At 41.9% G+C, this 24437-nt stretch carries 18 protein-coding genes, 3 pseudogenes and 1 riboswitch; of the genes and pseudogenes, 11 read left to right on the forward strand and 10 right to left on the reverse strand.

Going from position 1 to position 24437, the window contains the following annotated elements:
* Window positions 1-83 precede the first annotated feature (83 nt).
* The gene (locus V7K85_RS00015; protein WP_334810618.1) at window positions 84-269 is read left to right on the forward strand and encodes a hypothetical protein; all 186 of its coding nucleotides are present in this window, start codon (window positions 84-86) and stop codon (window positions 267-269) included.
* Between the two features lie 52 nt (window positions 270-321).
* Here V7K85_RS00015 and V7K85_RS00020 read toward each other — a convergent pair whose 3' ends face one another.
* Window positions 322-1158 carry an SWIM zinc finger family protein gene (locus V7K85_RS00020; RefSeq protein ID WP_334810619.1) on the reverse strand — a complete coding sequence of 279 codons (837 nt, stop codon included), beginning with the start codon at window positions 1156-1158 and terminating at the stop codon, window positions 322-324.
* A gap of 44 nt (window positions 1159-1202) precedes the next feature.
* Here V7K85_RS00020 and V7K85_RS00025 point away from each other — a divergent pair, with 44 nt between their 5' ends.
* Both V7K85_RS00025 and V7K85_RS00030 read left to right on the forward strand, forming a co-directional pair.
* Window positions 1203-1415, forward strand: a complete 213-nt coding sequence (locus V7K85_RS00025) for a hypothetical protein (protein ID WP_334810620.1) — start codon at window positions 1203-1205, stop codon at window positions 1413-1415.
* 160 nt (window positions 1416-1575) lie between these two features.
* Window positions 1576-2763 carry an FAD-dependent oxidoreductase gene (locus V7K85_RS00030; protein ID WP_334810621.1) on the forward strand — a complete coding sequence of 396 codons (1188 nt, stop codon included), beginning with the start codon at window positions 1576-1578 and terminating at the stop codon, window positions 2761-2763.
* 163 nt (window positions 2764-2926) lie between these two features.
* Here the strand turns inward: V7K85_RS00030 and V7K85_RS00035 are convergent, their stop codons facing one another.
* Window positions 2927-7684 (reverse strand): SNF2-related protein, encoded by a 4758-nt coding sequence (locus tag V7K85_RS00035; protein ID WP_334810622.1) that lies wholly within the window; start codon window positions 7682-7684, stop codon window positions 2927-2929.
* Between the two features lie 143 nt (window positions 7685-7827).
* Between V7K85_RS00035 and V7K85_RS00040 the strand changes: the two genes are divergently transcribed.
* From V7K85_RS00040 to V7K85_RS36310, 4 genes and pseudogenes are all read left to right on the forward strand, one after another.
* Window positions 7828-8373, forward strand: coding sequence for a GNAT family N-acetyltransferase (locus V7K85_RS00040; RefSeq protein ID WP_334810623.1), 546 nt, complete (start codon window positions 7828-7830; stop codon window positions 8371-8373).
* Between the two features lie 101 nt (window positions 8374-8474).
* The gene (locus tag V7K85_RS00045; protein WP_334810624.1) at window positions 8475-10631 is read left to right on the forward strand and encodes a polyribonucleotide nucleotidyltransferase; all 2157 of its coding nucleotides are present in this window, start codon (window positions 8475-8477) and stop codon (window positions 10629-10631) included.
* 709 nt (window positions 10632-11340) lie between these two features.
* Window positions 11341-12702 carry a 5-histidylcysteine sulfoxide synthase gene (ovoA, locus tag V7K85_RS00050; RefSeq protein ID WP_334810625.1) on the forward strand — a complete coding sequence of 454 codons (1362 nt, stop codon included), beginning with the start codon at window positions 11341-11343 and terminating at the stop codon, window positions 12700-12702.
* Between the two features lie 217 nt (window positions 12703-12919).
* Window positions 12920-13033: pseudogene (locus V7K85_RS36310) on the forward strand (IS982 family transposase); the annotation flags it as partial.
* A 327-nt stretch (window positions 13034-13360) separates the two neighbouring features.
* On the opposite strand, the gene V7K85_RS00055 reads toward V7K85_RS36310, so the two are convergent.
* The 3 genes from V7K85_RS00055 to V7K85_RS00065 all read right to left on the reverse strand — a co-directional run bounded on the left by V7K85_RS00055 (window position 13361) and on the right by V7K85_RS00065 (window position 16011).
* Complete coding sequence (locus V7K85_RS00055; protein ID WP_334810626.1) at window positions 13361-13909, reverse strand: hypothetical protein; 549 nt, start codon at window positions 13907-13909, stop codon at window positions 13361-13363.
* Window positions 13910-14628: 719 nt separating this feature from the next.
* Window positions 14629-15624, reverse strand: coding sequence for a ketol-acid reductoisomerase (gene ilvC / locus V7K85_RS00060; protein ID WP_334810627.1), 996 nt, complete (start codon window positions 15622-15624; stop codon window positions 14629-14631).
* A 204-nt stretch (window positions 15625-15828) separates the two neighbouring features.
* Window positions 15829-16011 (reverse strand): hypothetical protein, encoded by a 183-nt coding sequence (locus V7K85_RS00065; RefSeq protein WP_334810635.1) that lies wholly within the window; start codon window positions 16009-16011, stop codon window positions 15829-15831.
* Here V7K85_RS00065 and V7K85_RS00070 point away from each other — a divergent pair.
* The 4 genes from V7K85_RS00070 (at window position 15938) to V7K85_RS00085 (ending at window position 20584) form a co-directional block, all read left to right on the forward strand.
* On the forward strand, window positions 15938-16864 hold the full coding sequence (locus V7K85_RS00070) for a DUF4349 domain-containing protein (protein WP_334810628.1): 927 nt from the start codon (window positions 15938-15940) through the stop codon (window positions 16862-16864). The genes V7K85_RS00065 and V7K85_RS00070 overlap by 74 nt on opposite strands.
* A gap of 234 nt (window positions 16865-17098) precedes the next feature.
* On the forward strand, window positions 17099-18460 hold the full coding sequence (locus tag V7K85_RS00075; protein WP_334810629.1) for an NAD(P)/FAD-dependent oxidoreductase: 1362 nt from the start codon (window positions 17099-17101) through the stop codon (window positions 18458-18460).
* A 127-nt stretch (window positions 18461-18587) separates the two neighbouring features.
* Window positions 18588-19823, forward strand: coding sequence for an LL-diaminopimelate aminotransferase (locus tag V7K85_RS00080; protein ID WP_334810630.1), 1236 nt, complete (start codon window positions 18588-18590; stop codon window positions 19821-19823).
* 122 nt (window positions 19824-19945) lie between these two features.
* Entirely contained in the window at window positions 19946-20584 is a 639-nt protein-coding gene (locus tag V7K85_RS00085; protein WP_334810631.1) for a Uma2 family endonuclease, read from the forward strand.
* A gap of 156 nt (window positions 20585-20740) precedes the next feature.
* Here V7K85_RS00085 and V7K85_RS00090 read toward each other — a convergent pair whose 3' ends face one another.
* The 5 genes and pseudogenes from V7K85_RS00090 to V7K85_RS00110 form a co-directional block, all read right to left on the reverse strand.
* Window positions 20741-21340, reverse strand: coding sequence for an RloB family protein (locus V7K85_RS00090; protein WP_334810632.1), 600 nt, complete (start codon window positions 21338-21340; stop codon window positions 20741-20743).
* Window positions 21333-22238 (reverse strand): annotated as a pseudogene (locus V7K85_RS00095) (AAA family ATPase); the annotation flags it as partial. The gene V7K85_RS00090 and the pseudogene V7K85_RS00095, both read right to left, overlap by 8 nt.
* A 21-nt stretch (window positions 22239-22259) precedes the next feature.
* Complete coding sequence (locus tag V7K85_RS00100) at window positions 22260-22493, reverse strand: hypothetical protein (RefSeq protein ID WP_334810633.1); 234 nt, start codon at window positions 22491-22493, stop codon at window positions 22260-22262.
* A gap of 216 nt (window positions 22494-22709) precedes the next feature.
* Window positions 22710-24050 (reverse strand): voltage-gated chloride channel family protein, encoded by a 1341-nt coding sequence (locus V7K85_RS00105; RefSeq protein WP_334810634.1) that lies wholly within the window; start codon window positions 24048-24050, stop codon window positions 22710-22712.
* Between the two features lie 95 nt (window positions 24051-24145).
* Window positions 24146-24232: riboswitch (Fluoride riboswitch) on the reverse strand.
* A gap of 110 nt (window positions 24233-24342) precedes the next feature.
* A pseudogene (locus V7K85_RS00110) lies at window positions 24343-24437 on the reverse strand (carboxylating nicotinate-nucleotide diphosphorylase); the annotation flags it as partial.

The raw sequence follows: 24437 nt of genomic DNA on the forward strand, positions 1-24437 counted from the left end.
GAGTTGCAGATTATTCTGATTCCCGCCCTTAAAACTATTAGTTTTCTAAACCCCTTACCAGACAAGTATTTCAGCTTTTCTTAGTGCCATTCGACCTCAGTGCTTTCAATCGCTCTGAACTCACTTTTTCTGGTGTAATTTCAGCCAATACCCTAAACCCAGCTAACATCAGCTTCAATAACAATAAAAATGTTATTACACTGTCCACAACAGGTTTTGAGAATTTTATCTTTGCAGATGGCTCTTTGTGGTACAGCACTTTGGTCTGAAACTAAAATTACAACAATCTCACGAAAAATAATTACAAATTACGAATTAGTATCAACTTCCTCCCACATTCATTGCTGCTAAAAAAGCCTTATGGCTGACATCTCTGTAAACTGTATTCAAAGACTTCATTACCACATCACTCGAAGTTGAATTTACTACATTTTCCTCTTCCTTCGCAAGGGGGATTGCTCCTAATACATCTAAAACCATCTCACTAGTGGACGGCGCAATCACTACTAATGATGACTCTAGTGGCTCATTGTATTGCCAGAAAGAGTCAATTTTTACTGAGTATTTGTTATTAGGAATTAACTGTTGAATATCGGGCGTTTCTGTGGTCTTATGTTGAATCTTGGCACTACCTAATTTACGTAAATCGCTGAGAATTTGCTCTTTGGTGCGTCCGCGCAATTGAAATAGTACAAAGGGGTCTTCACTGAAGCGATCGCCTAACTGATAGTACAGGGCACCAATGTGTTTACAGGGATTTGCTTTATCAGGACAAGAGCATTTACTCTGAACATCAGCAAGGGTAAAAGGAAATATCGAAAGACCATTTGCCGTGAACACTTCTTCTATATTTTGTGGCATTTCTCCTGCTAGTAGCTTGGCAGCAAAAATTGCCCTTTGGGACATGGTTTCAATTACATAACCCCACTGTTCATCGCTAAAAGGTTCAAGGGAAAGAGAAACTTTATAAGGTTCTACTTCACTACCTTGCACTCTAGCTAATACTTTTGCACCTTTAAATTCAATGCTGAGTACATTTCCTTGACGAGCATAATTTCTTGCACGTTCTAAACGCTTTTTAAAGCGATAGGAATCTAGCAAATCTAGCCATTGTTGTGACCACCATTCTCGACTTGCTTGTAATGTGTAATTAGTCATAAGTCAATTCAAAATTATAGAATAGATGCGCGATTTATCGTTTTATGACAGTTACTTACGACTATAGCGCTTATAGTTGGGAGCATATCAGTTTTGTAAATAAGCAAGCAAATATATTTACAGACTGGAAGTCTGGGACAATACAGGGGCGGAAAACCTTAATTACGAATGCAGTTTGTGTTCGGAACTCGTCTTATTTACGAGATGCGCTCGTGTTGAGTATTGATCGCAGTCTTTGGCGGGAAATGCAGTTTTAACTTTATCAACACTTCAGTTTTTCAGCAAAACTTTATTCAGATTAATCACTGCATTGCCCCATTCGTCCTGAGTCTGAACCCACTTTTTGGTATCGTATGTGATCATGCTCCTCAGTTCAAATTAATCACTAAGGTCATACTTTGGAACAAGGTGAACAGGATGATTGAAGTCAATTCGACCGATAATGTCTTAGATGTGGCGATCATTGGAGCCGGACCAGGTGGACTCTGTGCCGCTCATGCTTTAGCACGACTTGGTTTCTCTATCGGGGTTTTTGAGCAAGCCCACCTGTTGCGACCAATTGGTGCTGCCTTGGGGATGGGTGATTCCGGCTATGCTGCCCTAGCGGAGATCGATACTGAACTGGCGCAGCAGGTGCGCCAGTTGGCGGTGAATCCCAAACAGCAGATGTTGATGCGGCCAAATGGCGAGGTTCTTTTTGCTGATGAATCCCCGCTTGCCGGGACAGGCTTCACCTGGCTATGCTGGTATAATTTACAGACCTGTCTTTATAAAGCACTGCCCGCGACGGTATCACTTCATCTCAACCATACCCTTATCGGTTTCACTCGGACTTCAGTCCAAGGACAAGAGCAATTGCGTTTGAAATTCCGTCAAGGGGAAGATGTCTGTGCCCGACTTCTAATTGGTGCTGATGGTTATAACTCTGCGGTGAGAAGTATTACCGTTGCAGATGGTGACCCTCTTTATACAGGAACCATGACCTGGAGGGGGATTGTGAAGCGGAAAAACTTGCCCCCACTTGCCGCTCCCTTCATTGAATCTGCTGGATTTCAACTTGTGGTTGGAGAAAAAAAGAACTTCTGGATAATGGATGCAGGTACGGAATTACTTGCCTGGGGTGGCACAGCCCTACGTTTGAATCACTCGAAAAGTTCATCAGCGCTAGAGACGGTACTCCAAATATTTGAGCAATGGCCCCCTCTGCTTGAAAGTGTGATTAGTGCCACTGAGCGTGCGGCCATTATCGAAACTGGTGTCTTCGACAGGGAACCAGTGCCGCAGTGGGGGGACTTGAGACGTGTAACCCTACTGGGTGATGCGGCTCACCCAATGCGGCCATCGTTGGGATTGGGCACAACTATGGCCATACAGGATGTGGTAACCTTGGCTAAGGTTCTAGTCTGTACTGATCTAGGTGATGGGGAACAACTCGGCCTTGCTCTACGCACTTACGAACAGGAGAGGATTGCCATTTCGGCCCCGTTACAGCGCCTTGCCCGACAGGAGGGTGCTAATTCCCATGCTGAAGATCAGGCAGAGCAGCTCAAAGAAAGATTTTTAGCTGTGCTGGCAGCACGTAGGCAGGCATTCCAGAAACACTAAAGTGGTGAGTGAAAATTGTTGCTACCGGGGTTAAATGAGCAGTGATTCCGAAAGTTATATACAAGGAATTGATGAGCCACTTTCAATACTGTGTAGCTTGCCAGTTTATTGTTAACTGACCATCGGGATTAGTTCAAAAAGGACTAAAGCAGTTACCACGAAATTATTCTGCATCATCGTCAATTACTGCACTGCGATCAAGTAGTAGTAAGTTGCGAAGTTGGTCTGTATCCATTTCAGTTAACCACTCTTCACCTGCACCCACAACTTGTTCAGCCAGTTGTTTTTTACTTTCAATCATGTCATGAATTTTTTCTTCTAAAGTGCCAGTGCAGACAAATTTGTGTACTTGCACATTTCGGGTTTGACCAATCCGAAATACTCTATCTGTGGCTTGATTTTCCACGGCTGGGTTCCACCATCTATCAAAGTGGAATACATGATTTGCTCGTGTTAAATTCAGTCCTACACCACCGGCTTTCAGAGAAAGAATCATAATTGGAGGCCCTTGCGGGTCGTGTTGGAAACGGTCGATCATTTCCTCTCGTTGTTTTTTACTGGTGCTACCATATAAAAAGAATATTTCTCGCCCAAGCTGTTTTTCTAAATAGGGTTTAAGTAATTTACCCCACTCAGCAAATTGTGTAAAGATTAAAGCTTGATCGCCTTCTGCTAAAACTTCTTCTAACATTTCTTCTAGCCGGAGAAGTTTGGCTGAATTATGTTGCTCTAATGTCGCCTGTTTCAAGTATTGGGCTGGGTGATTGCAGATTTGTTTGAGTTTAATCAGTAAAGCCAAAATCATTCCCCGACGTTGCAATCCTTCAGCAGATTCAATCTCTGCTAAAGATTGTTCTACAACTTGTTGATAAAGTGCAGCCTGTTCACCAGTCAGACCACAAAATACGGTCATTTCTTGCTTATCTGGCAAATCTTGAATGATGTCGCGATCGCTTTTCAATCGCCGCAGTATAAATGGTTGAACTAATGAACGTAATTGACTCAAAGAAGCCGTATCACCATACTTTTCAATTGGCATGGCAAACCGCCGCTGGAAAAATTGCCGATTGCCTAAATACCCTGGATTCAGAAAATCTAAAATAGACCAGAGTTCTTGCAGCCTATTTTCTACTGGTGTTCCCGTCAACGCAATCCGAAACGTCGCTTCTAATTGCCGCACTGCTTTTGACTGCTTCGCCTCTGGATTTTTCACATTCTGGGCTTCATCTAAAACAATTATCTGCCAAGAGACACTTTGCAATGACTTAATATCTCGATGAAGAAGTGAATAACTAGTAACGATTAAATCGTGATTTTTCACTGCTTCTAAAAACGCTTTCCCTTTTGGTCGTTTGTCACCGTGATATTGCAAAATTTTCAGGCTGGGGGCAAATTTATTAACCTCCCTTTCCCAGTTGCCTAAAACAGAAGTTGGACAAACTAATAGAGTTGGATTTTCTAGTGCATCTTGTTCCTTCAAGTGCAGGAGAAAGGCAATAAATTGGATAGTGTTATGGCAAATAATATTGTTAGCAACAAAATTATGATGTTTGCTAACTTCAAAATCGTAAACCCACCCTTCGTACTCGACATCCTCAATAGCCTCAATCCGGCAATAAAAGACCTGTTGATCAAGAAGACATTGCAAAGACTGTCTCGTTAAGCTCAACTGTTGTACATCTAGGTTGCCATAGGCTGACATTTGAGTTGTCCACTTGGAAGGTTTTAGTAGCTGATACTGCTCTTGGGCTTGTCCACTAATCATGCGGTTCATCCCAGCTATTACTCGCTGTAAACTATCTTTAGAAAATTGCTGTGAACCATTAATGTAAACAGTGTTGTACATCCCAAAATGCCGCAACGGTAGTTCCGTTGCTCTGACTGTTTGGGCAACAATATCAGAAGCAGGAATTCCTTCAATATTTGGATTGCTGACCAGTTGACAAATCTGTTCTAATTTGCACTGTTTCTGTGAGTTATTAAAACCAATTTCTTGCAGAAATCTGCGGGCAGAATTTCCTCCAATCACACCGATATAGTCGGTGCGTAAAGTCCGAGTTCCATTATTAGCACACTTCTGTCTAGGCGATATTCGTAACAAAATGCCGAAGCGCCGCAACAGTGCAGAAAGTTGCTGAATTAGTAAAGCTGAAGCTGTAGCAATCTCAATACTTCCCATACTCAAAACAACAGCAGATTCAGCATCAAAATAGTTTTGTAAAAATATCCGCACACTATTCAAGTCTGCCTGCATGATGAAAGGCGGAATAGATTTTTCTGCCGACAGTTTTCCCCAAACATAACCTTTAGCTTCTAAGAATTGCCGATAGGCTTGGCTGTTAACTTGAAGATCAGAAACTCTGTTAGGGAAGGTAGAGATATTAGGGCTGTTAATTTTGAGGTTATAGCGCTCTTTAATGCGTTGGCAAGTCTGGAGTAGATCCTCTAGTACTCTGGTGTCTTTTTGGGATATTGTGACTCTTCCGACATCGGGTAGTTCATGTTCTTCGGCAATCTGCCAAGCAAGAAACTTAACCAAGTCAGGGTCTTGCGGTTGTCCATTCCAGAGCGTTTTACCTGGTATACAAACGTAATCACCCACCTGTAAGTTATTTGTCCAACCTTTACTTGTCAGCAGCTTGTGACGACGGGTAATGGTGATACTGCTACCGTCTTCTAGCGTGACTTTTCGTAATTTCTCGCGGACTTGCTGTCGATACAACCGTCTAACATTAGCTTGGACAATTTTGCCAGTTTTTTCATCTATGGAATTAACTAGCAATTGCTCTGTGGGGTTAGCCCAAAATCCTTCGCCGTCAAACTCTGTTTCTCCAGCGTGAGTTGTCCACATTGTCTCAGCTGTGCGTAACAGTCCATTTACATTTATTAGTGTATTATTAGCTACGCATTTACCTAATCCCATATCGTCGGCGAGACACGCGCCTAAGCCCCAACGTTCTAAGAATGACAGCCAAGCAGCGCCTCGTTCTTGATAAGGTCGCAACTGTCCCTGAAAGCCTGTTGGTGTAGGCAAAGGTGCGATCGCCTGGTTATTTGTTAGCGCCCCAATCAACTCTTGCAATGCCCCAGACGCCTCAAAGCTGACCACTGGTAATTTTTCAATTACCTGGCTATCCCCTGTACTGAAACGCAAGGCATCTTCCAAGGAAAGCGCCATTTTGTCTTTGCGAGTGGTAAAAAAAGTTTGGGCTGTTTTAATGTCTTGCGATCGCAATTCCACCCACTCGCCGTTAATTTCCACTAGCGGACTATTTAAAGCCACTAGTTTATCAAACTCAGCTTTGGAAATAGTTTGTCCACCAATTGCCAATTGCCATTGGAAATTTAGTAGACTTTGCAACCCTAAACGTCCCTGTTTTGTCTTTGGGGTTTCGGCAGTAATTTTCAAACCCAAACGGTTCGCCCATCCTTCACGGTTCGCCAAACTGGGAGGCAAAATTACTCCCAAACCACTGTCTTCCAACCTCCAAGCGACAACCTTGATAAACTCGTATGCTTGGATGGGGTTGAGACGAGAAGATTGGGGATATTCGGTTTCTAAACTTGGTGCGTAGGCGCTTTGCGCCTTGTCGCTAGACATCGCTGGATATAATCGCGAAGCTACCCCTAAACCTCGCAAAAATGTTTCTTGTGGTTGCTCAATTGTGCGATTTTTATAAACCAATTGTTCAACTGGATTGTTCCAAATAGTTGCCGCATCTACTAAAAACTCAGGGTCGTCAGCCGCTTGGAGGAAATACGCCAATGTCCAATCTGTTTGGCCAGACTCCGGAGAACGCAGTTGAAAACAGGTACGAAATAGAGTTTTAAGGGTTAATTGGTATTGTAGCGGCATAGTCCAAGCCTTCAGTGCCGCTTCCAGTCGTTCCAGTTCAATTGCATCTGCATTGACTGTACCAGATGCATTAGTTAAGGCTTGCAACCACTGTCGCACCCCAGATGGTAAAGATGCGTAGGTGCTGCCCGTCGTAGACATCGCTTTGGCTTCCATTGGAGGTTGGGAACCCACCATCCCTCGCACTTGGGCATCTATCGTACTGTTAAGAAATCCCAACAACAATTCTTGAGGTTCGGTTGGAAAGTTTACATAGAGTCGGGATTGGGAAAACTCCTCCCCAGTCACGCCAGTTTGCTCAACGGAGGACACCTCCGGACGCGACTGGCTCCCTAGTCCCTCTTGATAGGTGCGACAAACCAACGGCATCTTCGCAGAAAATTTTTCTAGGCGGGTTCCATCTACAGCACTGTCTAGAAGTACTTGCCACCTAGCGGTAAATGCACTATCTGATTGCCGCCCAATTGTTGGTAAAAACTTACACCGCGAGATTAAATCTAAACTCCAGCGGGCAACCTGCGACCAAAAGCGTAAATCTCCTCCCAAAAATGCATCTTCCCCGTTAGCAGCATTTAGGGGAACAGCAGTGAGAAATTTTACTGCCTCGGTAGGGTTAAGACAAAAACCCTCAACTAGCCACGGTTGCAAATATTGCGGGGAGTCTGTATCCAGCCCCAAGCTGGCAGAATGCACAGGGAAAATCGCTGCTGTTCCTTCCCCACTGTCTTCTGGGATGAAAGTTGGCAGGGCAATTATTTGCGAATGCGTTGGCAAACTTATCTCAGTAGCACTTGCGGCTTTGCGCGTTCGCCCAGTAGTAGCGATAGCAACTTGGGGTTGCTGGATGAAGTTGCTAATTGCCAGTGGCTGCGAATCGCCAAAGGTGACGCTTTGCGATCGCAACCACTCGCTCAACTCAACTGATGTCATTGCCAATGGATGTAGTGGTATATCTCCAGATCCACTAGGCTCGAAATTTATTCGTGGCGATCGCCAAGTTTCTCCCCAAATAAATAAGCAACCATTTTGATCTTCTAGTAACCAATTTCCGTGTAAAATCGCCATTTGCTAACTACTCAGATTTTCGCGAAATTCCAGAATTAAAATTGCCAATATTCTACTTTTTCGATTTTTCCAGAATATTTCTCCGGCAAATGTTGCATATAATAAATATTTCAGCAATCAATCCGCATAAACATTATTAATTAATGGATTTTCCCCTTGTTCAAGTTTTAAAAAGCGGGATAATAGTTGAACTAGATTATATGCATCCTCAAGAACAGGAGGTTGTAAGAGCATTACTCAATGTTGTAATTGTTGAAGGTACAACTTATCCCCAAAAGCAACCTCTATCTCAGGCAGAATTTTCGGCTTACTGGTTGAGTAAGGATGCCTTTGTTGTCATGACAGCTATTCAGGATGCTACACACAAGCCAAAAGAAATAATCGGGGCGTTTTATTTAAAGCCAAACTTTCCCGGTCGGTGTTGCCATATTTGCAACGCTGGTTTTATTGTACAACCTGGATTACGCGGTCAGGGGATCGGGCGGTTCATGGGAGAGGCTATGCTCTTGATAGCAGCAAACCTGGGCTACGAAGCAGTAATGTTCAATTTGGTCTTTGAAACTAATATACCTTCAATTACACTTTGGCAGTCGTTAGGATTTGAGATTATTGGGCGCATTCCGCGTGCAGCAAAGGTAGGAGATGAACAGGTGGTAGAAGCCCTGATCATGTATCGCGCTTTGGTTTGAACGACTTCTCTATCTTTGTATGTACTAGAAGTCAGTCACAGGGCATAAATGTTAGGATTGCCACAGAAAGAGAATAGCGAAAGAGAAGGAAAAAAAACTGAATGGCAGAAGTTGATAAGTCAATATCCTTCGATGGAAGGGATATTCGACTGAAAGTAGGCCTACTAGCTCCCCAGGCTGGTGGGTCGGTTTTGATAGAATCAGGGGACACATCCGTTTTAGTGACGGCTACGCGATCGCAAGCCAGAGAAGGCATTGATTTTCTTCCCCTCACAGTAGATTATGAAGAAAGGCTATATGCCGCTGGTAGGATTCCCGGAGGGATCATGCGCCGAGAGGGTCGCCCACCAGAAAAAACAATTCTCACCAGCCGTCTTATAGACCGTCCGATGCGTCCCCTGTTCCCCTCATGGCTACGGGATGACCTGCAAATTATTGCCTTAACGCTGTCGATGGACGAGTTAGTGCCACCTGATGTGCTAGCAGTTACAGGTGCTTCGATCGCTACTCTGATTGCCCAGATTCCTTTTAATGGGCCAATGGCAGCAGTGCGGGTTGGTTTAGTGGGAGATGATTTCATTATTAACCCCACCTATGCAGAAATTGAAGCTGGAGACTTGGATCTGGTGGTAGCAGGTTCACCGCATGGCGTGATCATGGTGGAGGCGGGAGCCAATCAGTTGCCAGAGCGAGATATTATCGAGGCAATTGACTTTGGTTATGAAGCAGTGCGGGACTTAATCAAAGCGCAGCAAGATTTAGTAGCAGAACTAGGTCTGGTAATAGTGCAAGAAGCACCACCAAAAGTAGACCAAACGCTAGAAAATTATATCCGCGATCGCGCTAGCAGCCAGATTAAGAAAATCCTGTCTCAATTTAATTTCACCAAACCCGAACGCGATGCCGCTTTAGATGTCGTCAAGGATGAAATTGCTACGACGATTACCGAACTCCCACAAGAAGACCCAATTCGAGTTGCCGCAACTGCAAATAGTAAGGCACTTGGTAACACTTTTAAAGATATTACCAAATACTTCATGCGGCGGCAAATCGTTGAAGACAACGTTCGTGTTGATGGTCGCAAACTCGATCAAGTCCGTCCTGTTTCTTGTTTAGTTGGTGTCTTACCGAAGCGAGTCCACGGTAGCGGTTTATTTAACCGGGAATTAACTCAGGTATTATCCACTTGTACTCTGGGTACACCGGGGGATGCCCAAAACCTCAACGATGACATGCAGCTAGATCAACACAAGCGTTATCTGCATCATTACAACTTCCCGCCGTTCTCAGTCGGGGAAACCAAGCCAATGCGGGCCCCAGGAAGGCGCGAAATTGGTCACGGTGCATTGGCAGAGCGATCGCTCCTACCTGTGCTACCGTCAAAAGAAGAATTTCCCTACGTGATTCGCATCGTATCGGAAGTACTTTCCTCTAACGGTTCCACCTCAATGGGTTCAGTGTGCGGTTCCACCCTCGCCCTCATGGATGCTGGTGTGCCAATTCTCAAACCCGTCAGTGGCGCAGCAATGGGTCTGATTAAGGATGGGGACGAAGTGCGAGTCCTGACCGACATTCAGGGCATTGAAGACTTTTTGGGCGACATGGACTTCAAAGTTGCTGGGACGGATGTCGGGATTACTGCCTTGCAAATGGATATGAAAATCTCTGGTCTGTCGTTGGACGTTATTTCCCAAGCCGTCCACCAAGCCAAAGCAGCCCGGTTGCACATTCTGGAGAAAATGCTCGCCTGCATTGACACCCCGCGGACTGAAACCTCACCCTATGCCCCACGTCTGTTAACAATCAAGATTGATTCAGACATGATTGGTCTGGTCATCGGACCTGGTGGCAAGACTATTAAGGGTATTACAGAGGAGACTGGTGCGAAAATTGACATCGAAGATGATGGTACGGTGACAATTTCCGCTGTGGATGAGAACAAGGCCAAGAGAGCCAAAAACATCATCCAAGGCATGACCCGCAAGCTGCACGAAGGGGATGTCTACGCAGGACGCATCACTCGAATTATACCGATAGGTGCATTTGTGGAATTTCTGCCTGGAAAAGAAGGGATGATCCACATCTCACAACTAGCTGACTACCGCGTTGGCAAAGTTGAGGATGAAGTAGCGGTAGGCGATGAAGTGATTATCAAAGTGCGGGAAATTGATAACAAAGGTCGGATTAATCTCACCCGCTTGGGTATCCACCCAGATCAAGCAGCAGCAGCACGAGAAGCGGCGGCGGTGAATCGGTAACTCGATTTGGGATTTTAGATAAGATAAAATCTAAAATCCGCGATGCCTACTGTGAAGGCATCGCTGTTTGCTTCTCTAATTAATTGCCAAATTGCTCTAGATAAATTTACCCTGCTCACAATTGTTAATTTATTAAATACTTGACAGTTAGAAGGTAGTATACATAACTTTATTTTCAGTGTGTTGAAGTTCATCCACGCATCTCGCTCGAACCTTGAAAACCGCATAACTTCGTTAACATGCGTCGATGCCTTGTGTAGGAAGGCTTTCAGGCTACAAAATCGAGGAATTCTTTTTGATTTTTTGTCCTCATCAAGAGGTGTGTCGCTTAGGGGGTCTATAACCCCCTCTTAGTAAGGCTTCCAGAAGTGAACTCTTTCCATAACCACTTCCCCTAACGGTGATGGAAACCCAATGTCGTCTTTCCAGCCGAACCCATTGAGGGGGTAACCAGCTTTCCATAACCACTTCCTCTAACGGGGATATCATCTGAAACTCAGTGAAGACAACTAATTCAACGCTAATTCATTATTGATATTATTCTGGCAACCCGTAGTTTAAGTATTTAAAAATACATTATTTGTCTATTTACAAATTGAGCAAATTGCGTGATCGTGGCGACACACAAAAAATGTGATCAAAAACACTTTTTCTTGTAATCAGTCATAATTTATGTAATTTGTGCAATTAATCTCCTGTCAAAAATATCATGGCTTTAGTTTCAACGATAAATAAACTGACATCAACTCAAGTCCCCACACTTAATGATTGCAGTTCGCAAAGTCTGCTCAACTACTTTAAAAATTCTTGGGAACTTGAAGAAACACTCATGAAAAGTTTGGTCAGGGAAGAAACTTTTTATCTTAACCCTGATCCTTTAAGAAACCGTCTAATTTTTTATCTTGGCCACTCAGCCGTTTTTTTCATCAACAAGTTAATTGGCGTTGGTTTAATCAAAGCTAGAATTAATTCCCAATACGAAACCCTATTTGAAATCGGAGTTAATCCAGAAACACCAATAGAACTCGACGCAGCGATGCAAGGGGTTAGCTGGCCTGATGTAGAAAAAGTTTGGCAATATCGGGACAAGGCACGAGAGGCGATCGCCAAGGTGATTCAAAATACTTGCCTGGATCTGCCGATTCATCAACAGCATCCCTTCTGGGCTTTGCTGATGGGAATAGAACATAGTCGCATTCACTTTGAAACCTCTTCGATGCTGGTGCGTCAATTGCCTATTGAGCGCCTAAAACGTCCCCAAGGCTGGAATTATGCACCTAGCAAGGGGAACATTCCCAAGAATGAAATGCGCTCAATTCCCGGTGGTGTGCTGAAACTAGGAAAATCCAAGGACGATTTTACATTCGGTTGGGATAGCGAATATGGCGATCGCACTGTAGAAGTGAAACCGTTTTTAGCTAGTCAATATCTAATCACTAATGGAGAATATCTGAAATTTGTTCAAGCTGGTGGTTACAACAATCCAGACTACTGGAATGCTGAATCTTGGGATTGGAAGCAACTCTACAACGTCCAACATCCTAAATTCTGGATACCCTTCCAGGATGGCTACCGCTATCGAGCCACATTCGACGAAATAGACTTACCCCTAGACTGGCCTGTGGAAGTCAATTACTACGAAGCGATCGCATTTTGTCGCTCTCAAGGCTCAGAAATCCGCTTGATGACTGAAGCCGAATGGAATCAAGCCTTACTTACCTCTGAGGATAACCACTTATCAACTAACTCTAATCTCAACTTACAATTCATTTCCCCCAGCCCAGTGGGAATGTTCAAACCAGCTAATAGTTCTTGTGGACTTTACGATCTCAGAGGAAATGTCTGGGAATGGCTAGGGGACACTTTCAACGCTCTACCAGGATTTGAACCTCATCCGCTTTACGAAGATCAAGCAGCACCCTTTTTTGATGGTAAACATCAGATGATGCTCGGCGGTTCTTGGGCTACTAATGGTTCAATGGCATTACCAACCTATCGTAATTGGTTTCGTCCCTACTTTTCTCAACACGCTGGTTTTAGAATTGCTCAAGATTTGAAAGCTGTGTCATGAAATGAATGAACTGAATACATTGAATATTGAATATAGCGAGCGCAAAATAAACTCAAGACATTTAAAAGCAGATTACTGAGAATGAAACATGAAATTATGTTCATTATTTCCTGAATAACCTAAGTTGCTAGTTACTCACCTCAGAGCTTTGCGCTGGGGTATCGTGCATAGTTACTCAGATAATAAAATCCCCTCCTGCGAGAAAAAAGAGGGGAAGATGCTAAACAAAATAATTTCGGTCTATGCTATCATCGACGACCTGTTCAAAGCTATTGGACATAATGAAGACAGTCGTCGAGAGATCAGCAATGCAGAAATTATTACAGCGGCCCATTGGTTATGTTGCTATTAACAGCTTATTTGCTTTTTTATTTGATAAAAACAGTCTTTAGATATAAAATTAATTCCTCCTATGAGTAGGTGCAAAAATATACTAACCTAAATCGCTAGGAACTCACTCCAGAGGCATTGGTGAGAGATTAAGATAATCTTACTTTTGTCAAGTAGAAATTATGCTGAAATTTTGAAAAAAGTATAAGTATTAAGTTAACTATTGTACTGAAGTTATGGGTCAATAATGAATGATGTGTATCAAGATGACGCCATCGCCTGCTCAAAAATTGTGTTTGGGACTCCGATTTCAGCAATATTTTACGCCTTATCTACGGTATCTAGCGGCTCCCTTGAGTACAAAAGTCTTATATGACGTTGGTGGCACTGGTATGCCACGAACGAAATTTCCCTCAACGGCCTGAGTAGCTAAAACGGCTATGGCTTGGACAGCACGTTCATCCGTAGTGAGAACTATGCTGATATCTGGTAAGAATAAGCTCAGTCTGACTATATTTCCGAGAATGAAATTAAAGTTTGGTGGTTTGCTAATAATTACTGTAAGTAGTGTATCATATATTTCATCAGTGGTTGATGTCTGAATTTGATCACCACTGAAATGAGAGGAAATTTTTTCAGTTTTGTAATCAAGCTGTGGAACTCCATTAAGAACTGAATACTTAATCTCAATACCTTCACCCTTAAGTTCAAACTCATTTGCTTTTTGCACAACAATTGCTTTTGCTGGCTTTGTGGATTTGGGAATCAAAAAAGATAACAGTGATGTGGTGGTTAAGCCAGTCACAAAGGTGAGAGCAGTCTTGAAAATTTGACGACGGGACGAATTGGGGGATATATCTTTAAGGTTGGGGTTCATAATTGCGAAATGCCAAAAAGTAAAATTATGATCTTTTCAATTCTCTCAAAAAACTATCCGATTCTAGTGACAAACTGATGATTTCTGGGTTACGAGAATAAGCATTTCTTGTTTAAACCTAAGTTCGACGTCAGAAAATGTCCCAAAACATTAGACATAAAGCTTTCGGGTAAAAAACTCATTCGGGCTTTGTTATCAACAAGTCTTCCATAATCAGAATAGACACTCTGTTCTCAATAGACATTTGGGAAAATTAATTATGCGTTCACCCAAACCCTTGTAGAGACGCGAAATTTCGCGTCTCTACATTCTTTTCTGGAGATGTCTAATCAATAGGTTTAATTCTCAATATTTTTTGCACAAAAACGCCCATAACAATTAGTTTGAAAGCTGCTCATACAAGCTTTTTAAGCTAATTTCTTATATCGAACTCAGGTTGTTAAAGGCTATTGGGCATAATCAACACAGTCGTCGAGAGATGAGCGATGCAGAAAATATTACAACAGTATTTTGCCTCAATGCAATATTCCTATAGTATTTATAGTAGTGCCGATATTCAGCATAATTTAATTTCTGGAGTACTGGAACAGGTTAATCCAATTAAAAACCATAAAATCTCGATTTTCGATGACTTTATTAACTTTCCCTTTCTCCAGTTATATTTTCCCAAAAACTCAGGAATAACAGTCCCAGAAACTCCAGTTTCTATCTTTGAATCATTATGCTTTTTTCAACCAGCTAAACATAGCGCGTAAATCTTTGCCAACTTCCTCAATTTTGTGTTCAGCTTCTTTGCGACGCAAGGCGGTAAATCCTGGTTTACCAGCTTGGTTTTCCAGAACAAATTCCCGTGCAAATTGCCCAGATTGAATTTCGCTGAGAATCTTCTGCATTTCAACTTTGGTTTGTTCGGTGACAATCCGCGGGCCACGGGTATAATCGCCATATTCAGCTGTGTTAGAAATGCTGTCACGCATTTTGGCTAAACCACCTTCCACAACCAAGTCAACAATCAGCTTGACTTCATGCAGACATTCAAAATAAGCCAATTCTGGCTGATAACCAGCTTCTACCAAAGTTTCAAATCCGGCTTTGATTAAAGCACTCAAACCACCGCACAATACTGCTTGTTCGCCAAATAAATCAGTTTCGGTTTCTTCGCGGAAAGTAGTTTCGAGAACACCAGCGCGGCTACCACCGATACCTTTAGCGTATGCCATAGCGCGATCGCGTCCCTGACCACTAGCATCTTGATAAACTGCAAATAGCGCTGGTACACCTTCACCCTGTTCATAAGTCCGCCGTACTATATGCCCCGGCCCTTTGGGTGCTATCATCACCACATCTACGTTAGCCGGTGGTACAATTTGCCCAAAGTGAATATTGAAACCGTGGGCAAAAGCTAACACATTCCCTTCTTCTAAATTGGGTTCAATCTCGTTTTTGTAAATCGTTTTTTGAACTTCATCAGGTAACAAAATCATGATGAAGTCAGCAGCATTGGCAGCATCTGCAACATTCTTCACAGTTAGCCCAGCTGCTTCAGCTTTTTCTACTGACTTACTACCCGGATATAATCCCACAATCACATTCAAACCACTATCTTTTAAATTGAGAGCGTGGGCATGACCTTGGGAACCATAGCCGATAATGGCAATAGTTTTTCCAGCCAAAAGGTCTAAATTGGCATCTTCGTCATAGTACATCCGGGCCATAGAAGCATCTCCTGTGAGCAAGCATCGTCATTAATTAACAGGCTTTTGATTGTACCTCAAATTGAGTAACCACAGATGAACTATAAGCCATTAACAATTTGTAATTCGTAATACTCGTCTCCGGCGAGAAGCAAGCTACGTAATTCGTAATTACGTTACGGATGGGGATTTACTTTACCAAACTCAGCACGGGCTAAACCATAGCTATCCGCTAACAGCACCATTCATCTCTGTTACATAAATCGCAACAATACAAGCTTTCAGTTTTACTTCAGTAATACTGGGGTTAACTTCATCCATCTGGGGGTAGATTATGTACGCTTCGGCTAAATTACCGCGCACATCTGTTTTATTTGTGAGTGTGTTATTAGGAGGGGTGATTTTCACCAGTTGTGCCTCTTCCCATCAATCAGCAAATCAGGCTTTACATCCAATTGCAGCCGATGGCGCAGCAAATCAAGCGACTGCACCTGCTAATGAAAGCAGTATTTCCCAAAAGGCGGAAGCTGCACCAATAGCCCGTTCTCGTCCCCAACTAATCAAAAAGGCAGCAATCTCTTTGACTGTCAACTCTGTAGATCAGACTATTGATGCCGTTTCGCAAATTATCAATAAACAGCAAGGGGATTTGATCGGGTTGAAACAACAACAACCCAAAAACGACAACCCGCGTTACACAGCAACAATACAATTGCGGATACCAGAGAATCTGCTGGAATCTACCTTAGAACAACTAGCTAAATTGGGCACTGTCGATAGTCGCAATATCACTGCGGAAGATGTGGGCGATCGCCTGGTGGATTTCCAAGCTAGATTAACTAATTTGCAGAAAACTGAAGCCAATTTGCAAAAAATTATGGATCGGGCGGGTTCTGTTAGAGATGTGCTTAGTGTTGCCCAAGAACTGAGTAATGTCCGACAAACAATAGAACAAATTGATGCCCAACTCAAAAGCCTCCAAAATCAAGTTGCTTATTCCACGATTACGCTGAACCTAGAAGCAGCAGTTTCTAGCACCAGTCCACAACCTGCCTTTGGTTTGCAAGTTCAGGAAACTTGGAACAACTCCACCCATTCTTTGAGTGCGTTTTCCGTTGGCTTACTCAAGCTGGGTATTTGGTTAATTGTTTATAGTCCCTATTTGTTAATTTTTGCTGCTCTTGTCTATGGCTTTACCCGTTGGCGGCGAACTCATTCACCACGTTTGACACAAACACCACAATCAACTAGTTCTGAGTAAGCTTGCATAAATCCTACATATACCTTTGATAAATTTACACAAATAAAGAGCGATTCAAATATTCCCAACTCTTATTGTTTGAGCCTCCATCTTGAAAATTTCTGTTTATCCTGTAGTTTTGATGACTTTAATCCTTGTTCAAATGTAAAAAGCAATACAAAACATATGATGACAATTTTGATACAAATTTGTTAAGAATAGTTACAGCACTCGTAACGCAGGGACATATTTTTTATGGTAAACTCACTTGACAATAATCCACCTCATCAAGTAGTCATTGTTGGCGGTGGCTTTGGTGGACTTTATGCGGCAAAAACACTCGCCAAGGCGGCAGTAAACGTTACTTTGATTGATAAACGTAACTTTCATCTATTTCAACCCCTCCTATACCAAGTCGCCACAGGTGCGCTATCTCCTGCGGATATTTCTTCGCCGTTGCGTTCTGTACTCAGTAAGAGCAAGAATACGAAAGTACTGCTGGGAGAGGTGAATAATATTGATCCAGAAGCACAAAAAGTGATTGTGGGCGACGAAGCAATACCTTACGATACGTTAATTGTCGCTACAGGTGCGAAGCATTCCTACTTTGGCAAAGACAACTGGGAAGAATTCGCCCCAGGCTTGAAAACAGTAGAAGATGCCATAGAAATGCGTAGCCGGATTTTTACGGCGTTTGAAGCCGCAGAAAAAGAAACTGATCCAGTAAAACGCCTTGCCTGGTTAACCTTTGTAATTGTTGGTGGTGGTCCTACTGGTGTAGAATTAGCTGGCGCGATCGCAGAATTAGCAAATCAAACTCTCACAGAAGATTTCCGCAGCATCGACACATCGGAAGCCAAGATTTTGCTATTAGAAGGTTTGGATCGGATTCTGCCACCCTTTGCACCAGAGTTATCACAAGAAGCAGAAGCATCCCTGACGCGGTTGGGGGTGATTGTTCAGACAAAAACACTGGTAACGAATATTGAAAATGATATTGTTACCCTCAAACAAGGTGATGAAGTTAAAGAGATTGCCTCAAAAACGGTATTATGGGCAGCAGGTGTGAAAGCTTCAGCAATGGGAAAAGTGCTAGCAGAATGCACAGGTGTCCAGTGCGATCGCGTTGGACGCGTTATTGTCGAACCTGACTTGAGTATTAAGGGATATTCCAATATTTTTGTAATTGGCGACTTAGCAAATTTTCCCCATCAAAATGGGAAACCGCTACCTGGTGTTGCACCTGTAGCGAAGCAACAAGGAGAATATGTAGCAGAACTACTCCAAAAGCGGCTTACAGGTAACAGTTTGTCACCCTTTGCTTATGTTGATCGGGGTAGTTTAGCGATGATTGGGCACAATTCTGCTGTGGTAGATTTTGGCTTTATCAAGCTGAAAGGTTTCTTTGCATGGCTCTTTTGGCTATTGATTCACATCTACTTCTTAATTGAATTTAACAATAAATTAGTAGTAATGATTCAATGGGCATGGAACTATTTCACCCGTAATCGCGGAGCAAGATTAATTACAGGTCAAGAATCACTCACGCAGTTCGGAATTGATAATAGCAACAGTTATTACACATCAGAAAATAATAAACAGCCGATAAATATTTGATGATTGGGCATTGGTTATCCCCCTTGTCCCCCTTGTCGCTCCACTCCCACTATTCTCAACTCCCCACTACTCCCCGCCCTTATAAATTAGCAGTAAGCTGTTTGAGGGCGTTTTTCATAATTTACATATGGCAACTATTAACGACAACTACCTGAAACTGAAAGCGGGTTATCTGTTTCCAGAAATTGCTCGGCGGGTGAATGCCTTTGCTGAAGCGAATCCTGATGCTAAGGTCATCCGGCTGGGCATTGGTGATGTTACCGAACCTCTGCCAGAAGCTTGCCGCACAGCTATGATTAAAGCTGTGGAAGAAATGGGCGATCGCAATACCTTCAAAGGCTATGGCCCAGAGCAAGGCTACGCCTGGTTACGGGAGAAAATCGCTACTCAAGATTTCCAAGCGCAGGGAGCGGCGATCGATGCCTCAGAAATCTTTATCTCTGATGGTTCCAAATGCGACACAGGCAATATTCTGGAAATCTTTGGACATGACAACATAATTGCCGTTACTGATCCAGTTTATCCCGTGTATGTAGACACTAACGTTATGGTGGGAAATACGGGGGATGCCAACGATAAAGGTGAGTTTGAGGGTTTAGTCTATCTGCCGATTACTGCTGAAAACAACTTCACCGCCGAAATCCCCTCAAAGAAAGTCGATTTAATTTATCTCTGCTTTCCCAATAACCCCACTGGCGCAACTGCTACTAAAGAATATCTCAAGGCATGGGTAGACTATGCTAAAGCTAATAACTCGATTATTTTCTTTGATGCAGCCTACGAAGCTTATATTACCGATCCATCACTTCCCCACTCAATTTATGAAATTGAAGGTGCAAGAGAAGTTGCGATCGAATTTCGGTCTTTCTCCAAGAACGCAGGCTTTACAGGAACCCGTTGCGCGTTAACCGTCGTACCGAAGACACTCACAGCAAAAGCCGCCGATGGTTCCGATGTAGAACTGTGGAAACTGTGGAATCGTCGCCAGTCTACCAAATTCAACGGCGTTTCTTACATCGTCCAACGGGGAGCGGAAGCGGTTTACTCTGAAGAAGGACAGGCACAAATCAAGGGATTGGTTAGTTTTTATCTAGAAAACGCCAAAATTATCCGCGAAAAACTCACAGCTGCTGGATTATCAGTTTATGGTGGCGTGAATGCACCTTATGTCTGGGTGAAAACGCCTAATGGTTTATCCAGTTGGGAATTCTTTGATAAGCTGCTGCAAACTGTCAATGTTGTCGGAACACCCGGTTCTGGCTTTGGTGCTGCGGGTGAAGGTTACTTCCGCATTTCAGCGTTTAACAGTCGGGAGAACGTCGAAGAGGCGATGAAGCGGATTACCGAGAAGTTTAAAGTGTAAAGCGATCGCTTTTTGCCGCTTTTGTTAAACTCAATCTATTAATCTAAAGGTTACGGTGGGCTGTATTCTCCACCGCAACCTGATAGATAATTATTGAAACTCAGATTACTTATATTCTGGTTATGACTGCTGCCATCCCCGTTTTCAAACCTGTTAGCCAGATGCAGTTAGCACCTGGTAGCACGGTGACTATTCCAGATGTTAGCTGGGAAGAATTTGAATCTATTTTACAAGAATTGGGAGAAAAAAGAACTACACGAATTGCCTATAGCCAGGGTACTTTAGAAATTATGGCTCCTTTACCAGAACATGAAATTCCCAAAGATTTAATTTCTGATATTGTCAAAATATTGCTGAAGGCTAAAGATATCAGATACCAACCTTTTGGTTCCACCACCTTTAAACGGCAAGGTGTAGCAGGAGTTGAACCTGATGCTTGCTTTTATATTCATAATTATCAACGAATGATTGGTCATCGCCGCTTGCAACCTGATGATCCGCCGCCAGATTTAGCAATTGAGACTGATGTCACATCAAAAACTACTCTCGATGCTTATGAAGCTATTAGAGTCCCAGAATTATGGGTTTACGATAGCGGGAGTCTCTCCATTTATTTGCTGAGAGATGGGAAATACATAAAATCTAATACCAGTCCTAATTTTGAGGATATAGCTATTACTCAGATTATCCCTGCTGCTGTGGAACGTAGTTGGCAAGTAGGAAGTTTTCAAGCTTTGGAAGAATTGGAAGCGATGATTTAGTAAATAATAAAGTAAGCCACTGGATGATGTAAAAAATAATTATAGCAGTTTCCGATCTGGTGAGGTACGTTTTCAAAGCTACTAACCTTGTTAAACAAGATTTGGGTGTACCTCAGTTGCTTAGGAAACGCTATAATGTAATCTCAAAGATAAGCATTATCGAATAAACTTGTTTAGCTCATCAACTAAAAAATGTACTGTTGTTGAAAGATTATCATTTACTGGATTAGAAGGGTTATATTGCTTGAGAAGACTTTTAGCGTGTTTGATGGCAGTAAATTGCCGATTTTCTATTTCCTCATAGATTGTTGCACTATTTTTTTTATATTTGTGTCCAAGTAATTTATCGTTCTCTAACTTATCGATGTAATCTTTGCGAGAAAGTCCAGTATTTAAAAATTCAAAATGCAATACATACCATAATTCAAAAGCTTCATTAGAATAAGCAACTTTAAATCCTTCTCTTTCAGCGTTTGCAATAGCGTTGTTAAAATCTTGCTTAGGCCAATCATCCCTATCAAATACACACCAAACTTGATCGTAATCTTCTTGAGCCTTTAATTTTTTCGCTTCTTGTACTAGTTTACTTGGATTGTATCCAAATCCTCTAACATCAATTTTCTTGACAGTCGTGGGAACGCGAAAGCTCTTGAAGTAATTTGGCTCGGTTTTTTCACCTTCACAAATAATTAAAAATATTTGCCTAAGTTCTCTTGTTTCAACTTTTCTATCAGCATAACCACGGTTTCTAGGCATCAGGCTCACCAAGAATTTGACTTAAGTCACCAATAAATGGAATAGCACCGTATCTGCCCTTGATATAATCACTTTTAAAAAAAGCATCATTTGGTATTTTATATTCAACTAATGAATATAAATCTGTAGCACCATATTTGTTTTTCTCAGTAAACCAAATCTGATCTTTGCGAAAGAGTTTGTTACTAAGCAAATTAGTATCATGAGTCATAAATATTAGTTGTGCATTATTAAAGTTTGTCTTTTTAGAGTTAAATAATTCAACAATTGCTTTGCCAACTAGTGGGTAAAGTCTCGCATCAAATTTATCAAATATCAAAAGTCTGCCATATTTAAGAGTATCTACTAAAAGTCCAGCAATAGAAATTATTTTTTTAGTTCCTTCTGATTCTTGATTATCTAAATCAAAAAATTTAATAGAAATATTACCTTTATTATCAAATTTTTCATGCCCAGTCTTAATCGAAGCTCCCTTGATTCTGATTTCTTCAATACCTAAATCTAGTTTTTTAATTAACTGAATAATTTCTGATTTATTATCATTATTTTCTGCTAAAGAGTTTAGTGTATAACTCAAATGATCTTGATCGTCTAAACCTGAAACTATATTCACTTGTTTTGTGAGCCAATCTAGTATTCTCTCAGCTATTTTAACGTTGAATTGAGCAGCTACTGATAGAACAAGTGCATTGCTCCTAGTTTTTGGGTAAATATCCTCACCTTTAAATATTTTAGATAGATATTTTATCTTACGTGAATTTCTGTCAGAAAGTCGCTCAAAAAGACGAATTTGGTTTGTCTTAGAAACGTAAAATAGCCACTCAAAAATAACCTTTTGTTGATTAGCTTGAAACCCATATCTATACTTTGTAGCATCTAAGAGAAAAACAATTTCAAAAAAAGATGGTTGTGCTTCAGTTTATGTACTTAGCTCAAACTGCTCAACTCCTATTTTTTCTGTACTTTGAGTCTCTTTAGAGGAATTGATCATAAACCACTTCATAAAGCTCAAAGCTTTCGCAAGATTACTTTTATTACTGGCATTAGCACCATAAATCGCAGCACTTTTGAGTAATTTGAGGTCATCATCTACTGCAAAAACATTGTTATCATCAAGTTTCTTTTCTTTGGCAACAATATTGGCAGCCACCATACTAAAGGTGACTTTATCCTTAAAGGATCAGTAATTACCAATACTAAACTCTATGAGCATAGTAAATTTTTATCCAAAACACCATATTTGTGACTATTTTACAAATATATAAGTTAAGCATAGCGGTTATCGTGCATACATGAGTACTCTGACTATGCGATGCCTACGCCGTTAAACTACGCACTTTGCCAACGATCCATTAATTGTATCAATAAATTATTCCTGAGAATTACTTCTGTCTTCTTCGCCATCATCAGATAAATCAAATTTTGGCTCAACTTTTGGTTGCCCATAAATACCCAAAGTCAGTCCTTCTTCAAAATATACAGCAGAGTATTTATTCAACCCAATACGCTGTGAAGTATAAATTCCAGAATGACCCGAAAATAGGTAGCTTACTACACAGCCAATCGCAATAAACACTCCCGATTCGAGACCAAATAATTCAATTCCCATTAGAGTCGATGCTAAAGGTGTGTTTGCCGCACCTGCAAACACACCCACAAATCCCATCCCTGCTAACAGTGGTGCAGGTAATGCTAAAAGCAACGACAAAGCATTACCTAAAGTTGCACCAATAAAAAACAAAGGTGTCACTTCTCCTCCCTTAAAACCTGCTCCTAAAGTTAGAGCAGTCAGACCAAATTTTGCTGCAAAATCCCAAGGAGGTAGCTGAGTGGAGAAAGAATCAACGATAGTAGGAATACCAAGTCCAATATACTTAGTTGTACCACTTAACCCAACAATTGCTGCTATTATCGCACCGCCTATTAAAGGACGCATTGGAGGATAAGATATCTTTGCTTTAAAGAAATGACCAACTTGGTGAGTTACTTGAGCAAAAAATCTTGCTACAATTCCAAAGATTGCACCTGCGATAATGGCAGAAATCAGCCCCCAAATTGTCAGCGTCGGTATAGAGGGAGCGTGTCGGTATGCGGTATGATGCAAACCCAATAATAAGGTTACTTGATTCCCAACGATCGCAGCAATTAAAGAAGGGAAAAGAGCGTCGTAATTAATTTTACCAATCGCTAAAACTTCTAGACCAAATACGGTTCCAGCTAAGGGAGTACCAAAAACTGAAGCAAATCCCCCACTTATACCTGCCGTTAATAAAATTCGCCGATTGGCTCCTTGAAAATGTAATATTTTAGTTAACTGATCTGCTAAAGAAGCACCCATTTGCAATGCTGTACCTTCACGACCGGCTGAACCACCAAATAAATGAGTAAGGTCTGTTCCTAATAAAACAAGAGGAGCCATACGGAAGGGAATAACATTTTTTGGATTATGGATTTCTTCAAGTAAAACGTTATTTCCGGCTTCTACAGTCTGGCCGAATTGATGATAAATCCAACCACTCAAGAAGCCTCCAAGGGGCAGCAAAGCGATAATCCAGCGATGCGATTCTCGCCAATCAGTTGCCCATTCCAATGATGCCAAAAGAGCCGCAGAAGCTGTTCCAGCAAGAATGCCAACCACAAAGGAAATGGGCAACCACTTGATCAGGTGGGGTAACGCAATAAACGGTTCAAACTGACGAAAGTGTTTCATACCATGACTCCTTGAGGTGCGATTTGTAGACTTAGACTTTCTACAGGGGAGTCAGGTAATGCATTTAGCCAAGCCCTACCCTCCCGCAGTAAGTCAGGAAAGTAGGAGCCATCAGCCTTCCAGTTATTAATTTAACCTGTACTGGAAAGGCGGTTTTGGCGAGCTCCATCGCCATAAACACTATTTAATTAATTCAACAATACCATTTTTGCTTTTGTATGTTTTAGGCTTTAATCCTCCAAAAATGCAACAGAAGACCGACTTGACAGTGGAATGAATCACCTGATTATATTTAAAGTACAATCCTCATACTCAAATCCAGCCACTTCGACTGAGTAATCGGCGCACTGGTAGAAATATAGTCAACACCCGTCTGTGCAACAGTGC

This window comes from Nostoc sp. (assembly GCF_036917615.1).
Lineage (GTDB): Bacteria > Cyanobacteriota > Cyanobacteriia > Cyanobacteriales > Nostocaceae > Nostoc.

Coding starts and splice junctions, on each gene's coding strand:
- V7K85_RS00075 (WP_334810629.1), top strand. CDS start 17,099: ATGGTAAACTCACTTGACAATAATCCACCTCATCAAGTAGTCATTGTT.
- V7K85_RS00090 (WP_334810632.1), bottom strand. CDS start 21,340: ATGCCTAGAAACCGTGGTTATGCTGATAGAAAAGTTGAAACAAGAGAA.
- V7K85_RS00040 (WP_334810623.1), top strand. CDS start 7,828: ATGGATTTTCCCCTTGTTCAAGTTTTAAAAAGCGGGATAATAGTTGAA.
- ilvC (WP_334810627.1), bottom strand. CDS start 15,624: ATGGCCCGGATGTACTATGACGAAGATGCCAATTTAGACCTTTTGGCT.
- V7K85_RS00105 (WP_334810634.1), bottom strand. CDS start 24,050: ATGAAACACTTTCGTCAGTTTGAACCGTTTATTGCGTTACCCCACCTG.
- V7K85_RS00100 (WP_334810633.1), bottom strand. CDS start 22,493: ATGGTGGCTGCCAATATTGTTGCCAAAGAAAAGAAACTTGATGATAAC.
- V7K85_RS00055 (WP_334810626.1), bottom strand. CDS start 13,909: ATGAACCCCAACCTTAAAGATATATCCCCCAATTCGTCCCGTCGTCAA.
- V7K85_RS00025 (WP_334810620.1), top strand. CDS start 1,203: ATGACAGTTACTTACGACTATAGCGCTTATAGTTGGGAGCATATCAGT.
- V7K85_RS00035 (WP_334810622.1), bottom strand. CDS start 7,684: ATGGCGATTTTACACGGAAATTGGTTACTAGAAGATCAAAATGGTTGC.
- V7K85_RS00030 (WP_334810621.1), top strand. CDS start 1,576: ATGATTGAAGTCAATTCGACCGATAATGTCTTAGATGTGGCGATCATT.
- V7K85_RS00020 (WP_334810619.1), bottom strand. CDS start 1,158: ATGACTAATTACACATTACAAGCAAGTCGAGAATGGTGGTCACAACAA.
- V7K85_RS00080 (WP_334810630.1), top strand. CDS start 18,588: ATGGCAACTATTAACGACAACTACCTGAAACTGAAAGCGGGTTATCTG.
- V7K85_RS00085 (WP_334810631.1), top strand. CDS start 19,946: ATGACTGCTGCCATCCCCGTTTTCAAACCTGTTAGCCAGATGCAGTTA.
- V7K85_RS00070 (WP_334810628.1), top strand. CDS start 15,938: ATGTACGCTTCGGCTAAATTACCGCGCACATCTGTTTTATTTGTGAGT.
- V7K85_RS00045 (WP_334810624.1), top strand. CDS start 8,475: ATGGCAGAAGTTGATAAGTCAATATCCTTCGATGGAAGGGATATTCGA.
- ovoA (WP_334810625.1), top strand. CDS start 11,341: ATGGCTTTAGTTTCAACGATAAATAAACTGACATCAACTCAAGTCCCC.